The sequence below is a fragment of the Pseudarthrobacter lactosi genome, from assembly GCF_055412785.1.
In genome coordinates, this window is sequence record NZ_JBVAYS010000002.1 from 71,457 (window position 1) to 84,791 (window position 13,335).

At 65.5% G+C, this 13,335-nt stretch carries 13 protein-coding genes and 1 tRNA gene; 8 read left to right on the forward strand and 6 right to left on the reverse strand.

Going from position 1 to position 13,335, the window contains the following annotated elements:
- Positions 1 to 35: 35 nt before the first annotated feature.
- The 3 genes from ACZY0Q_RS10250 to ACZY0Q_RS10260 form a co-directional block, all read right to left on the reverse strand.
- A complete protein-coding gene (locus ACZY0Q_RS10250) occupies positions 36 to 464 on the reverse strand; it encodes an NUDIX hydrolase (RefSeq protein ID WP_463916422.1) in 429 nt (142 codons plus the stop codon).
- A 33-nt stretch (positions 465 to 497) separates the two neighbouring features.
- Positions 498 to 974, reverse strand: coding sequence for a DUF6314 family protein (locus tag ACZY0Q_RS10255; RefSeq protein ID WP_463916424.1), 477 nt, complete (start codon positions 972 to 974; stop codon positions 498 to 500).
- Between the two features lies 1 nt (position 975).
- Positions 976 to 1,048, reverse strand: a tRNA-Arg gene (locus ACZY0Q_RS10260).
- 83 nt (positions 1,049 to 1,131) lie between these two features.
- On the opposite strand from ACZY0Q_RS10260, the gene ACZY0Q_RS10265 reads away from it, so the two are divergent.
- Complete coding sequence (locus ACZY0Q_RS10265) at positions 1,132 to 1,896, forward strand: DUF998 domain-containing protein (protein ID WP_463916426.1); 765 nt, start codon at positions 1,132 to 1,134, stop codon at positions 1,894 to 1,896.
- 24 nt (positions 1,897 to 1,920) lie between these two features.
- Here the strand turns inward: ACZY0Q_RS10265 and ACZY0Q_RS10270 are convergent, their stop codons facing one another.
- Together ACZY0Q_RS10270 and ACZY0Q_RS10275 are read right to left on the reverse strand one after the other, a co-directional pair.
- Complete coding sequence (locus ACZY0Q_RS10270) at positions 1,921 to 2,307, reverse strand: hypothetical protein (RefSeq protein WP_463916428.1); 387 nt, start codon at positions 2,305 to 2,307, stop codon at positions 1,921 to 1,923.
- A gap of 257 nt (positions 2,308 to 2,564) precedes the next feature.
- Complete coding sequence (locus ACZY0Q_RS10275; RefSeq protein ID WP_463916429.1) at positions 2,565 to 3,188, reverse strand: hypothetical protein; 624 nt, start codon at positions 3,186 to 3,188, stop codon at positions 2,565 to 2,567.
- 32 nt (positions 3,189 to 3,220) lie between these two features.
- Here ACZY0Q_RS10275 and ACZY0Q_RS10280 point away from each other — a divergent pair, with 32 nt between their 5' ends.
- The 6 genes from ACZY0Q_RS10280 to sucD all read left to right on the forward strand — a co-directional run bounded on the left by ACZY0Q_RS10280 (position 3,221) and on the right by sucD (position 11,254).
- A complete protein-coding gene (locus ACZY0Q_RS10280) occupies positions 3,221 to 4,066 on the forward strand; it encodes an inositol monophosphatase family protein (RefSeq protein WP_463916432.1) in 846 nt (281 codons plus the stop codon).
- A gap of 98 nt (positions 4,067 to 4,164) precedes the next feature.
- Positions 4,165 to 6,741, forward strand: a complete 2,577-nt coding sequence (gene pcrA, locus ACZY0Q_RS10285) for a DNA helicase PcrA (protein WP_463916434.1) — start codon at positions 4,165 to 4,167, stop codon at positions 6,739 to 6,741.
- Positions 6,742 to 6,863: 122 nt separating this feature from the next.
- Positions 6,864 to 8,222 carry a glycosyltransferase gene (locus tag ACZY0Q_RS10290; RefSeq protein ID WP_463916436.1) on the forward strand — a complete coding sequence of 453 codons (1,359 nt, stop codon included), beginning with the start codon at positions 6,864 to 6,866 and terminating at the stop codon, positions 8,220 to 8,222.
- Between the two features lie 18 nt (positions 8,223 to 8,240).
- On the forward strand, positions 8,241 to 8,948 hold the full coding sequence (locus ACZY0Q_RS10295; RefSeq protein ID WP_463916438.1) for a hypothetical protein: 708 nt from the start codon (positions 8,241 to 8,243) through the stop codon (positions 8,946 to 8,948).
- 222 nt (positions 8,949 to 9,170) lie between these two features.
- Positions 9,171 to 10,340 (forward strand): ADP-forming succinate--CoA ligase subunit beta, encoded by a 1,170-nt coding sequence (gene sucC, locus ACZY0Q_RS10300; RefSeq protein ID WP_058929952.1) that lies wholly within the window; start codon positions 9,171 to 9,173, stop codon positions 10,338 to 10,340.
- 11 nt (positions 10,341 to 10,351) lie between these two features.
- Complete coding sequence (gene sucD / locus ACZY0Q_RS10305; RefSeq protein ID WP_056346687.1) at positions 10,352 to 11,254, forward strand: succinate--CoA ligase subunit alpha; 903 nt, start codon at positions 10,352 to 10,354, stop codon at positions 11,252 to 11,254.
- Between the two features lie 164 nt (positions 11,255 to 11,418).
- Here the strand turns inward: sucD and ACZY0Q_RS10310 are convergent, their stop codons facing one another.
- Positions 11,419 to 11,868: a MarR family winged helix-turn-helix transcriptional regulator gene (locus ACZY0Q_RS10310; protein ID WP_463916440.1), complete on the reverse strand. Its 450-nt coding sequence runs from the start codon at positions 11,866 to 11,868 to the stop codon at positions 11,419 to 11,421.
- 170 nt (positions 11,869 to 12,038) lie between these two features.
- Between ACZY0Q_RS10310 and ACZY0Q_RS10315 the strand changes: the two genes are divergently transcribed.
- The gene (locus tag ACZY0Q_RS10315; protein ID WP_463916443.1) at positions 12,039 to 13,322 is read left to right on the forward strand and encodes an MFS transporter; all 1,284 of its coding nucleotides are present in this window, start codon (positions 12,039 to 12,041) and stop codon (positions 13,320 to 13,322) included.
- Positions 13,323 to 13,335 lie beyond the last annotated feature (13 nt).

Sequence of the window (13,335 nt, forward strand, 5' to 3'; positions counted from 1 at the left end):
TCGTTTTGAGGCCTCAAAACGACAGTTAGCGCTACCTACTTGGGGCCGGGGCGCAGCGCGGCCAGCTCCGGCAGGATGTGGTCCGTGAGCAGCGGGGCGAGGTCCGCGGGTGGCGGCGCGCCCCGATCCAGCGCCGCCAGATCCAGCCAGCGGATCTCGGCGATCTCGGCTGACGGGTGCGCCGTCCAGGTTCCCGGCGCGGTAAAGACGGTGGCTTCGATGTCCGTGGCGGCCTCGTTGGCGGCGTCGGCGATCCAGACGCCCATCAGCTCCAGCTCCTGCGGGTCCACCACGATCCCCACTTCCTCCTGAAGTTCCCGCGCCGCGGCGCGGACGGCGGTTTCACCGGCCTCCGGCTTGCCGCCGGGGTGCATAAACATGCTGGTGCCGCGCTTGCGGACGGTCAGGAGCCGGCCGGCGGCGTCGAAGACACAGACGGCGGAGACAACAATGCGGGCTTTCACGGTACCGAGCCTAGCCTGTTCAGACCTGACGCTTCAGGCCAGTCGATTCAGGGCGGACGTCAGCAGCAGGTCCTTGCGCGGGCCGGTCACATCCCACGTGTAACTGAAGGTGTCCGGGCCGCCGTAGGTGTAGGCCACGCGGTACGTATCGGGATCGCACCAGTGCCGATCCTGGCTGGCCTCCGGAGTGAAACTCATCCGGTGGAAGGGCCGCCCGTCGGCAAAAAACACGTCCAGGGCTTCGGGCCGGTCTGCGGGTTTCAGGACGTATTCACGCGAGGCGGGGCCGGTAAAGGCGGGCCAGCGCATGGTGCCTTCTTCACGGAAGGCCAGGCCGCCGTCGTGCGTGGGGGAAAAACGTACGACGCCGGCAAAGGTTCCGTGAGTGCCGGTGGACCGGTCCAGCAGTTGCCGTTCAACGGCCCAGTTCCCGTGAACGGGCAAGTCCCTGGCCGGCGAGGGGCCGAGCAGGAAGGCGCGGAGGCCAAACTCCGGTGACGGAAGATTCAAGTGCCCTCGATTGGAATCGAACCAACGACACCGGCTTTAGGAGAGCCGTGCTCTATCCACTGAGCTACGAGGGCGCGTGTCCAATGTTCCGGCAGGGCCGGTCCGTCCGGACACGGATACAAGCATACAAGGTGGGAGGCCGTACTACGCTCTTGGCATGAGATCAGCCCCGACGCCCGCCCCCGCCGTGGCCTACCTCCCGGACACCGCCTCAGCCCGCCAGTACATCGGCGCCTGGTCCGTCCTGAGTGTCCTGCAGTATTTTGTGGCGGAAACGGCCGTGATCGGCGCCTGGGGCGGCCCGCAGCCGTATGACCGCCGGACCGGCTACATCAGCGACCTCGGCGCGCTTAACTGCGGGATCTACGACGGGCGGGACGTGTGTTCGCCGCTGCACTGGCTGATGAACGCCTCGTTTGTGGTCCAGGGGCTGGGCATGCTGCTCGGTGCGCTGCTCCTGGGCTCGGGGCTGCTGTGTGTCGCCGCCCGTGCCGGAGCGCGGGTCCAGCCTGCGCGCCGGAAGCCATGGCTGGCTGCGGTCTGCGTTCGGATCCTGACCGGCGCCGCCGGTGCAGGGACCATGATCGTGGGGTTGGTGCCGGAGGATGCCGGCTCCGCCTTCCACTTCATCGGCGCGGTGGTGTATTTCCTCGCCGGCGCGGCGGCCCTCGTGGTGCTGGGCATCCTGTGGCTGCGGCAGACACCGCTGGGGTGGTTTGTCCTGGCGTGCGGCGTGGTGTCGCTCGCCGCGCTGGCGGCCGGCGGGCTGACGGGCATGGACGTTCCGGAGCCGGGCACGCTTGAGAGGCTGATGGGCTATCCCGTCACCGTGGGTGTGGCAGCGGCGGGCCTGGTGATTGCACAGCGGGTCCACCGGCATCGGAAGGAAGTTCGCTCGGGCGCGTCTGCAGATGGCCGCTGACCCAGTGCTCCAGACGTGGCGGACTCAGGACCGGTCGAGGAAGAATTCCCGGAAATCGGTGAGCGAAGCACCCCCGGGGTAGCCGAGTGCGCCGGCCCCCACCGACACGGTGTCGTCGGGTGAAAAAATGCTGACCGAGAAGGTGCCGGTCTTAAGGTCTTCGGTTTCTTCCAGCATTGCCGGAAGGGCTCTCTCCAGCGCCTGGGCAAGCGCTGCCTCGTCGCTGTCTGCCCCCACCAGCTTCGCGTTGATGAAGTTTCCGGACGTGTTCACGTTGACGTTGACCTGGGCCGATTCAACTCCAGGCACGGAGATCGCGGCGTCCTGCAGCGCGGTCTTCAGGCGCTCAGCGGGTGCAGGTCCGCCGAAGCCACATGCTGAGAGGGCAAACACGATAAGCCCCAGGATCATGGCCGAAGCGAACGGTTTAGAGAATCTGCGCAACGTCACTTCGGCTCACCCGCCAGAGCCTCCGTCGCTTTGTGGACAGTTGATGCCCAGGCCAGTCCGCTGATCTCAAAGATATTGAGAGCAGGATCCGTCCGTGATTCCCCATGGATTCCCCCGATGTTAAAGATCCCCGGCATCAAATGCCGGCACTGGACACACTATCGGGGTGTCCGGCGGGAACGGTATGGGGAGAACTCTCCGGACGTAGGGGCGGGAGCCTACTGCCGGCGCGGCCGTTTCCGCAGGAACACTGCCGTTGCTCCGGCCAGCAGGCTGAGGACGAACAGCACCCACCCGGCAACGGTGAGCCCGGATGCCAAGGCGACCTGGCCGGCGTCGGCCGTTTCCGATCCCAGCGCGGCATCGATGGCGACATTGCCCCACAGCCGGGCCACCACAAACAGCAGCGGCACAGCCCAGAGGACCCAGCGGAGCGTCTTCCTGGCGACGTTGGTTCCGATCAGGAGCAGCCACGTGAAGCCGAAGATCAGCGGGAACAGTGTGCCGGCTGTTTTGTGGACGTAGTTGAGCTGGCCGCGGGCGTCGTCATTCATAACGGCGTTCAGTTGGCCGACGTAGCCGGCGTCAAAACCGCCCACCAGGGAGTCCGGCATGGCCAGGCCCTCGGAGAGCTGCGTGAGCTGATCCAACGTGAGCAGGTGGACGTACCAGAACAGGAACAGGCTGGCAACGACGCCCGCGATGAGGATCAGGTTGGTGTTGTTCTGGGCCTTCTGCGGCGAACGGCTGGTGGTGGGGTTGATGACCGGCGGAAGGCTGTGCTGCGGAACAGCCGCCTTGGAGCCGTGCTTCTTGATCCGCTGCGCTGGGGTTTTGGCCATGGCACCATTATCCCGCCACCTAAACTGGGTCAATGACCACTGGCCGGCACAGCGCCCTTGAACTTGAACCCGCCCTGGACGATTACCAACTGGCCTCCGCGCTGGTGCGCGAAGCCGGGCAACTGGCGCTCCTGATGCGCATGGCCGGACTTCAGTCCCAGCAGAAAACCTCCATTTCCGACGTGGTGACCGCCGCGGACCACGCAGCGGAAGCCTACGTGCTGGGGCAGCTGCAGCGCTGCCGGCCGGAGGACGGCATCCTGGGGGAGGAAGGCGCCTCGGTGGCCGGCACCAGTGGCCGCACCTGGGTGATCGACCCCGTGGACGGCACCTACAACTTCCTGCACGGTTCCACGTACTGGTGCTCGGCCCTCGCCCTGAAGGATTCCTCCGACGTGCTGCTCGGCGCCATTTTCCAGCCGGAGGAGGACAAACTCTGGCTCGGCGGCACGGCCCACGCGGCCACGCTGAATGGCGAGGTGCTGACCGCCTACCGGGACGCGGGGGCCGGCCAGGAGAGCACCGCGCGCAACGCAACGGCGCTCGCCGAACTCGGCGCAGCCACCTACATCCACCCCACCTGGCTGATGGATCCGCTCTGCGCCATGCCGTGGCACGCTGCCGCCACTTCCGCCGCGGCGCTGCGGATGTTCGGCTCCGGGTCCTGCGACCTGGGCCGGGTGGCCGATGGCCAGCTGGGATGCTGGTTCCAGCACAGCTGCCCGGAATGGGACTGGCTGCCCGGCAAGGCCATCGTCCGGGCCGCCGGCGGTGCCACCGACACGGTCCGGATCAACGGACTGGACTGGTTTATGGCGGGAGGCACGACGGCGGTACGCGAGTTGCGTGCCGCCCTCGAGTCGGGCTCCGTGGCCTGAGTCCGGGCCGCTTTTGCGCGCGTCCGGGGGTGGGGTCGCGGTGTTATCCACAGGGTTGGACCTGACTGTCAGCCCCACCGCCTAGACTTGTAGGCACCATGGATATGTTGTTTGACCCGTACTCTGACGGACCGTTCAAGGCCGCCGCGCCGGCCTCCGCCCGCACCAAGTCGCGCCCGGAAGGCCTTGCCGCGGCCGCCGAATTCGGTGGCGGCGGGCCCGGTGGAGGGTCCTCCAACGGCCCCGAACACGCAGCAGGCCAGGGCGTCCAGCGCACGGGCGGCTGGGCGAACCAGCAGCCTGCTCATGACAGCAACGGCGAGCCGGCCCACCACCGGCCCAACGCCGAGGAACTCCTGCAGGGACTCAACCCGCAGCAGGAGGAGGCCGTCAAGCACGCAGGCGGAGCCCTGCTTATTGTGGCCGGCGCCGGTTCGGGAAAAACCCGCGTCCTCAGCAACCGGATCGCATACCTCATTGCCACCCACCGCGCGCATCACGGTGAGATCCTGGCCATCACGTTCACCAACAAAGCCGCCGCCGAGATGCGGGAGCGGATCGCTGCGCTGGTGGGTGGACGGGCCAAGATCATGTGGATCTCCACGTTCCACTCGTCCTGCGTGCGTATCCTGCGCCAGGAGGCCGCCAACGTGGGCCGGAAGTCGAACTTTTCCATCTACGACTCCGCGGACTCGCTGCGGCTGGTCGTCCAGGTCTCCAAGAGCCTGGACCTGGACCCCAAGAAGTTCGCGCCCAAGGCCATCCAGCACAAGATTTCCGCGCTTAAGAACGAGCTCGTCGACGCCGATTCCTACGCGTCGTCCGCGAACCACAACGATCCCTTCGAGTCCGCCGTGGCTGACGTCTTCAAGGGCTACACCCAGCGGCTGCGCCAGGCCAACGCCATGGACTTCGATGACCTCATCGCCGAGACGGTCTACATGTTCCGGGCCTTCCCGGCGCTCGCCGATTCCTACCGGCGGCGTTTCCGGCACGTCCTCGTGGACGAGTACCAGGACACCAACCACGCCCAGTACGCCCTGGTCCGCGAGATTGTGGGTGAGGGCCCCGGAGCTTCCGAGCTCACCGTCGTCGGCGACTCCGACCAGTCCATCTACGCCTTCCGCGGTGCTGACATCCGCAACATCGTGGAGTTCGAGAAGGACTACCCGAACGCCCGCACCATCAAGCTGGAGCAGAACTACCGTTCCACCCAGAACATCCTCAGCGCGGCCAACTCCGTGATCTCGCGCAACCCCAACCGCCCCGATAAACGGCTGTGGACCGCCGAAGGCGAGGGCCACAAGATCATCGGCTACGTCGGCGAGAACGAGCACGCCGAGGCCCAGTTCATTGCCAAGGAGATTGACCGGCTCCAGGACGAGGACAACCTCCGCCCCGGTGATGTCGCCATTTTCTACCGCACCAACGCGCAGTCCCGTTCCATTGAGGACGTGCTGGTCCGGGTTGGCCTGCCGTACAAGGTGGTGGGCGGCACGCGCTTCTACGACCGCAAGGAAATCAAGGACGCCCTCGCGTACCTCCGGGTTCTGGTGAACCCGGACGACGACGTCAACCTGCGCAGGGTGCTCAACGAACCCAAGCGCGGCATTGGTGACCGCGCCGAAGGTGCCGTGGCCGCGCTGGCCGCGCGCGAACGGATGTCGTTTATGGCCGCCGCCCGGCGGGCTGAAGAAGCGCCCGGCATGGCCACCCGTTCCGTCAACGCCGTCCTCGGGTTCGTGAAGCTGCTGGACGACCTCGCAGAGGTAGCTTCCGGTTCCGGTGCCGCCGCCGCGCTGGAGGCCGTCCTGGAACAGACCGGCTACCTTGCCGGGCTGCGTTCCAGCACTGATCCACAGGACGAGTCACGCGTGGAGAACCTGGCGGAACTCGTCGCCGTCGTGCGTGAATACGAACAGGAGAACCCGGAAGGCTCCCTGGGCGCCTTCCTGGAGCAGGTGTCCCTGGTGGCTGACGCGGACCAGATCCCGGACGCGCCGGGCGCGGACATCGACGCCGCCGTGGCGGAAGCCAAACGCCTCGGGGTGGTCACGCTGATGACCCTCCACACTGCCAAGGGGCTCGAATTCCCGGTGGTGTTCCTGACAGGCATGGAACACGGGCTGTTCCCGCACCAGCGATCGGCCACGGACCCCAAGGAACTCGCCGAGGAACGCCGGTTGGCCTACGTGGGCCTGACCCGCGCTCGCAAGCGCCTCTACGTCACGCGGTCCGAAGTCCGCAGCATGTGGGGCCAAAGCCAGTACAACCCGGCCAGCCAATTCCTCGAGGAAATCCCCGCCGAGCTGGTGGAGTGGAAACGCGAAGGCACCAGCAAGCAGTCCGGCGGGTGGGGGAGCAGCGCGGCAATCGGCTCCAGCCGTTACGGCGGATCCTTCTGGGGCGCCGGCACGTCCCGCGGTGCGGCCGCCGACTCGTCGGCAGGCTTCAACGCGGACGTCCCCGCAGCCATCGCCAAGAACCGGGTCCAGCCGCAGAAGGAGATTGTCGCCGTCAGTGTGGGCGATAAGGTCAACCACACCAGCTTCGGCAACGGCACAGTGCTGGCGCTTGAAGGCGCGGGGGACAAAACGGTGGCCAAGGTGAAGTTCGACGTCGGCGAGAAGCGTCTGCTGCTCCGTTACGCGCCGCTCACGAAGATCGACGCCTAGCCCCGGGCTTGCCCTTGTCCGGGCACGCCGGCTGGCTTACAGTTCAGGAACGCGCCCGTAGCCGGGGAGCCGCAGGGTAGCCGGGGAACCGGTGCAGCGCAGGCACGTGAGCACAGCAGATCGTGAGCCAAGCAGATCTTGAGCACAGCAGATTCGGGGGCGCCACCGTGAAGATCCTGTTCGCCAGCCAGGCCATTGACGGCCATTTCAATCCCATGACGGGCGTGGCGATGCGGCTCAAGGACCACGGCCATGAGGTGGCCTGGTACACGGGTCCCGTCTATGCAGACAGGCTCGGCGGAATGGGAATCCAGCACTTCCCCTTCCGCAGGGCCACAGAGCACCGCGCTGACAATCTCAATGAGCTCTACCCGGAGCGGGCCAGGCTGAAAGGCCCACGGGCCATCGGTTTCGACGGAGAGAAAATTTTCGCCAGCAACGTCAGTCACTTCTTCGAGGACATCCGTGAAGTCGCGCAGCAGTATCCGTTCGACGTTGTCGTGGCGGACAGCTCCATGTTCATTCATCGCCTCGTCTCGCATTTGATGGGCAAGCCGGTGGTGAGTTTTGTTGTGATCCCAAACATGGAAAGCGACCCGCAGGTACCACCGCTTTTCTTCGGGTTCCGCCCGCCCCGCAATCCGGTGGAGAAGGCGGTCCAGGGCCTGGCGGGCCTGATGTCCGACAAGGTCATCCTGCGCCCTGCCAGCCAAAGCTACCGCCGCCAGCACGCCGCTTACGGCCAGGCTGTCCCGCGGGAAGGCCGCCTGACGGACGAGCCCTACCGGTCCTCGGACGCCATCATCCAGACCGGCCCGGAATCCCTCGACTTCCCGCGGCGCCAGGTCAACCCCAAAGTGCACTATGTTGGTGCGCTCCTGCCATACCGGGCGCCTGGCCAGTCCTCCGCCTCAGGTTCCGGCGGGGACGGCGGGTCCGGCGGGTTTCCCCGGTCCTATCCCACAACACTCGTTGTAACCCAGGGAACCGTGGACAACCTCGACCAGGACAAACTCATCGTTCCGGCGCTGGAAGCGGTCAAGGACATGGATGCGTTGATCATCGTCGCGACCGGCGGGCACGGCACAGCGGCGTTGACAGCCCGCTACGCGCAACCCAACGTGGTGGTGCGCGACTACGTGGACTTCGCGGAGGTCTTTGACTTCACGGACGTCTTTATCACCAACGGCGGATTTGGCGGTGTGCAGCTGAGCCTGTCCAAGGGTGTTCCGCTGGTGGTCTCGGGCATCAACGAGGGCAAAAGTGATGTTAACGCCCGGGTGGAATACGCCGGTGTCGGCATTAACCTCAGAACGGAATCACCCCAACCCGCCGATATTGCCGCTGCAGTGGCAAAGATCCTGGCGGATCCCGGCTGGAAAAGCCGGGCACGGAAGATGCAGGAGCAGTTCGAGGGTCAGGATCCCGCTGAAGCCGCTGCCGCAGTCGTGGAGGCCGCAGGCAGGCGTACGCCGGGGTGAGGCCGCTGCCGGGGCATAATGGAGGCCATGCGACGGACTGTATTGGGGATCCTGGCCGCCCTCTTCCTGCTGGCGGGCACTGGCTGCAGCATCACCACGGAGGACCCGGGCTATGTGGCGCCGCCCCCGCTGCCGGCGATGGAGCAACTCGAACAGGCAGCACTGACTGACCCCGCCGCGTTCAGGGCAAGTGGGGACGTCCTGTCCTTCATCACGGAGGACCGGAACATTGTGTGCTCCCTGACGTCGGCGCGTGGAGAGCACCTTAACCTCCCGTATGAGCCGAACAGCTTCACCGACGGGGCCAACAACAAGCTCGCCACCGTCCCCGTGGCGCACTGTGAGCTTGCCGGTTACCCCAAACCCGCCGCGGCCGACGCTAAGGACGACTGCGCCGGCACCGGCCTGGGCTACCTGGGCGGCACGGCGCTGCTCAGCCCGGACAAGGCAACGTACGGGGAGTGCCGTTCCGGCGTCACACAAATGGAGGCTGCCTACGGACCCAAAGGAAATAAAAGCGGCCCGCTGACGGAACTGGCGGTCCTGGCCGATGGCCAGAACCTGGAACGGAACGGGCTGCGCTGCACCGCCTACAACGGCGGCGTGGCGTGCGGAAACGTCTCGGCCGGCGTCGGGTTCTTTGTGGCGCGGGACCACTACGAACTTATTTCCAAGCCTGTGGCAACGGCCTCCCCGGCACCCGCAGAGGCCTCAAAAACCCCGTAATCTAGGCGTTTTTCTACGCTCCATAGAATAGTGTCGTTACTCACATAAGAGGTACTGTGGAACGGGCCGGTCCTCAGAGAGGACTAGAGTTCCGAATGGAGCATTGCGCAGTGGGGCCCGTTTCCGAACTGGCCGCAGGTGCAGGCAATCCGCAGCCCGGTCATCGTCTTCGACGATGCCCGACTGTACAGAAACTACTTCGACGTAGAAGGACACTAAACCGTGGACCTGTTTGAATACCAGGCGCGCGATATGTTCGAGGCGCACGGTGTACCCGTGCTTGCCGGCATCGTGGCGTACACCCCAGAAGAAGCAAAGGCAGCTGCCGAGAAAATCGGCGGCGTTACTGTCGTTAAGGCCCAGGTTAAGGCTGGTGGCCGCGGTAAGGCTGGCGGCGTCAAGGTTGCCAAAACCGCCGATGAGGCATTTGAGCACTCCACCAACATCCTGGGCATGGACATCAAGGGCCACACCGTTAACAAGGTGATGATTGCCCAGGGTGCCGACATTGCCGAGGAGTACTACTTCTCCGTGCTGCTGGACCGTGCCAACCGCAACTACCTGGCCATGTGCTCGGTAGAAGGCGGCATGGAAATCGAACAGCTCGCCGTCGAACGCCCTGAGGCGCTCGCCAAGATCGCCATCGACCCCGCTGTCGGCATCGACCAGGCCAAGGCTGACGAAATCGTTGCAGCTGCAGGCTTCGATGAGGAACTGCGCGGCAAAGTCGCCGCCGTAATCCTCAAGCTCTGGGACGTCTTCAAGAAGGAAGACGCCACCCTCGTGGAGGTCAACCCGCTGGTCAAGACCGGCGCTGGCGACATCGTGGCACTGGACGGCAAGGTCTCGCTCGACGAGAACGCCGACTTCCGCCACGCCAAGCACGCCCTCCTTGAAGACAAGGACGCTGCAGATCCGCTCGAGGCCAAGGCCAAGGCCCAGGACCTGAACTACGTCAAGCTGGACGGTGAAGTGGGCATCATTGGCAACGGTGCAGGCCTGGTCATGTCCACACTGGACGTTGTTGCCTACGCCGGTGAAAACCATGGCAACGTCAAGCCCGCCAACTTCCTGGACATCGGCGGTGGAGCTTCCGCCGAGGTCATGGCTGCCGGCCTCGACGTCATCCTGGGTGACCCGCAGGTCAAGTCCGTGTTCGTGAACGTCTTCGGTGGCATCACCGCGTGTGACGCCGTCGCCAAGGGCATCGTTGGTGCGCTGGCCGAGCTGGGCCACTCCGCGAACAAGCCGCTGGTAGTCCGCCTCGACGGCAACAACGTTGAGGAAGGCCGCCGCATCCTGGCCGAGGCCAACCACCCGCTGGTTACCCTGGCCGCCACCATGGACGAGGGCGCCGACAAGGCCGCCGAGCTCGCCAACGCAGCTAAGTAAAGGGACGCACCATGTCTATCTATCTGAACAAGGACTCCAAGGTCATCGTCCAGGGCATCACCGGCGGCGAAGGCACCAAGCACACCGCCCTGATGCTGAAGGCCGGCACCAACATTGTTGGTGGCGTCAACGCCCGTAAGGCCGGCACCACGGTCCTGCACGGCGACACCGAGATCAACGTTTTTGGCACCGTCAAGGAAGCCATTGCCGAAACCGGCGCCGACGTCTCCATCGTCTTCGTCCCGCCGGCATTCACCAAGAACGCTGTGGTTGAAGCCATCGAAGCAGGCATCGGCCTGGTCGTCGTCATCACCGAAGGCGTGCCCGTCCAGGACTCCGCCGAGTTCTGGGCACTGGCCCAGTCCACGGTTGACGCCGACGGCAAGCAGGTCACCCGCATCATCGGACCGAACTGCCCCGGCATCATCACCCCCGGCGAAGCGCTGGTTGGCATCACGCCGAACAACATCACGGGCAAGGGCCCCATCGGCCTGGTTTCCAAGTCCGGAACCCTGACCTACCAGATGATGTACGAACTGCGCGACCTGGGCTTCTCCACCGCCATCGGCATCGGCGGCGACCCCGTCATCGGCACCACGCACATCGACGCCCTGGCCGCGTTCGAGGCTGACCCCGAGACCAAGGCGATCGTAATGATCGGCGAAATCGGTGGCGATGCTGAAGAGCGTGCAGCCGACTACATCAAGGCACACGTCACCAAGCCGGTTGTTGGCTACGTTGCCGGCTTCACCGCTCCCGAAGGCAAGACCATGGGCCACGCCGGCGCCATCGTCTCCGGTTCCGCCGGAACCGCCCAGGCCAAGAAGGAAGCCCTCGAGGCTGCAGGCGTGAAGGTCGGCAAGACGCCGTCCGAGACCGCCAAGCTGCTGCGCGAAGTCTACGCAGCGCTCTAGCACTAAAAAGTACAACGCGGGGTCACTCCCTGCCCGTTCCAGAGGTTGGATCGGGCAGGGAGTGACCCCGCGTTTTTTGGTTAAGCACGACGGCGGACGGTCACCTTCCCCACCAAGGTGACCGTCCGCCGTCGTACTTGTAGCCGCCTCTGGGTGCGCGGGAACTAGGCGTTCGCGTGGAGCAGGGGGAGCGCGTCCACCAGCGCGGCCAGCTCGGGAATCTCCTGGGCCTCCGCCAGGGCACGTTCCAGGGTGGCGTCATGGACCGGCCTGGTTTCCTCCAGCAGGGCGATGCCGCTGGGCGTGAGTTCGGTGTAGATGCCGCGGCGGTCGTCCGCGCAGAGGATCCGGGTCAGCAGCGCGCGGTCCTCAAGCCTGTTGACGAGCCGGGTGGTGGCGCTGGCGCTGAGCGCGGTGGCACGGGCGAGCTGCTGCATGCGCATGTGCCAGCCGTCCTGGCGGCTGAGCGCATCCAGCACGGTGTACTCCACCACTGACAGCTTTGATTCGGCCTGCAGGGAGCGTTCCAGCTCGCCCTCGATCAGGCCGTGCAGCGCCGCGAGCGTGCGCCAACCCTGTGCCCGAACCTCCACGGCGTCGTCCTTGATGCCCATCTGTCTTTTCCTCTCGCGGGTGCTCCAGCCGCCTGGCGGCGTGAGGCGGAGCACAATCGATAATAGTTGCTTGCGCGGTGTATCTGCTTGTGCAACAATAAATAACGCGTCTGCAACTACTAGCTTACGCGTCCTATCTCATTCCGTACAGTTTTCAAAGGAGCATCCACATGCCCATTGGCCTGATAGCCCTCGCCCTCGGCGGGTTCGGCATCGGACTCACCGAGTTCGTGATCATGGGCCTGCTGCCTGAGGTTGCCGCCGACTTCCAGGTCAGCGAGGCCACGGCAGGCTGGCTGATCTCCGGATACGCCCTCGCCGTGGTGGTCGGCGCCTTGGTGCTGACCGCGGCGGTGACCCGCTTCGAACGCAAGCCCGTTCTCGCCGTCCTGCTGGTGCTCTTCATTGCCGGCAACCTGGTCTCCGCCATCGCACCCGATTACGGCATGATGATGATTGGACGGATCATCGCCGCCCTGGCGCACGGCGCCTTCTTCGGGATCGGAGCCGTGGTGGCCGCTGACATGGTTGCCCCCACCAAAAAGGCCGGCGCCATCGCCATCATGTTCACCGGGCTCACCGCCGCCAACGTCCTGGGCGTACCGTTCGGCACCATGCTGGGACAGGCCGCAGGCTGGCGCTCCACGTTCTGGGCCATCACCGTCATCGGGGTCATCGCACTGGCGGGCATCCTCGCTCTGGTTCCGAAGACCGGCCATGGGGACACCACGCCCGGAACCCTGCGCAGTGAACTCCGCGCCTTCCGGTCCGGCCAGGTGTGGCTCTCCATCCTTGTCACAATCCTCGGCTACGGCGGCATGTTCGGCGCCTTCACGTACATCGCCTTCACCCTCACCGAGGTCACCGGCTTCGCCGCCTCCACCGTGCCGTGGCTGCTGATCGTCTTCGGTGTGGGCCTCTTTGTCGGCAACACCATCGGCGGCAAGGCAGCGGACCGCAACGTGGACCGAACGCTCGTTGTGGTGCTATCCGTTCTGGTGGTTGTACTCGTCGGCTTTGCCCTGACCGCCGGCAACCAGGTGCTCACTATTGCCTCCATCGTCCTGATGGGCGGCTTCGGCTTCGCCACCGTGCCGGGACTGCAGATGCGTGTGATGAAGTACGCCTCCAGCGCCCCCACCCTCGCTTCCGGCGCAAACATCGGCGCCTTCAACGTGGGCAACGCCCTCGGCGCCTGGCTCGGTGGAGTGACCATCACGGCCGGACTCGGCTACACCTCGCCCATCTGGGCGGGGGCCTGCATCACCCTGCTGGGGCTCGTGGTGATGATTATCGCCGCCGCCGGAGCCAAGCGGGCCGTCCGGCACGCATCCTCTGACGCCAGCGCCAGCGCCAGCGCCACTGCCAACGCCAACGCCGACGCCAACGCCGAAGCTAACGCCGACGCCTCCGGCGAACGCGTGGCTGCCGAGCCCGTCACCGTCCTGCACTAAACCTCCAAACCAC

Coding starts and splice junctions, on each gene's coding strand:
- ACZY0Q_RS10265 (WP_463916426.1), top strand. CDS start 1,132: ATGAGATCAGCCCCGACGCCCGCCCCCGCCGTGGCCTACCTCCCGGAC.
- ACZY0Q_RS10270 (WP_463916428.1), bottom strand. CDS start 2,307: ATGATCCTGGGGCTTATCGTGTTTGCCCTCTCAGCATGTGGCTTCGGC.
- ACZY0Q_RS10275 (WP_463916429.1), bottom strand. CDS start 3,188: ATGGCCAAAACCCCAGCGCAGCGGATCAAGAAGCACGGCTCCAAGGCG.
- ACZY0Q_RS10280 (WP_463916432.1), top strand. CDS start 3,221: ATGACCACTGGCCGGCACAGCGCCCTTGAACTTGAACCCGCCCTGGAC.
- pcrA (WP_463916434.1), top strand. CDS start 4,165: ATGGATATGTTGTTTGACCCGTACTCTGACGGACCGTTCAAGGCCGCC.
- ACZY0Q_RS10295 (WP_463916438.1), top strand. CDS start 8,241: ATGGAGGCCATGCGACGGACTGTATTGGGGATCCTGGCCGCCCTCTTC.
- sucD (WP_056346687.1), top strand. CDS start 10,352: ATGTCTATCTATCTGAACAAGGACTCCAAGGTCATCGTCCAGGGCATC.
- ACZY0Q_RS10310 (WP_463916440.1), bottom strand. CDS start 11,868: ATGGGCATCAAGGACGACGCCGTGGAGGTTCGGGCACAGGGTTGGCGC.
- ACZY0Q_RS10315 (WP_463916443.1), top strand. CDS start 12,039: ATGCCCATTGGCCTGATAGCCCTCGCCCTCGGCGGGTTCGGCATCGGA.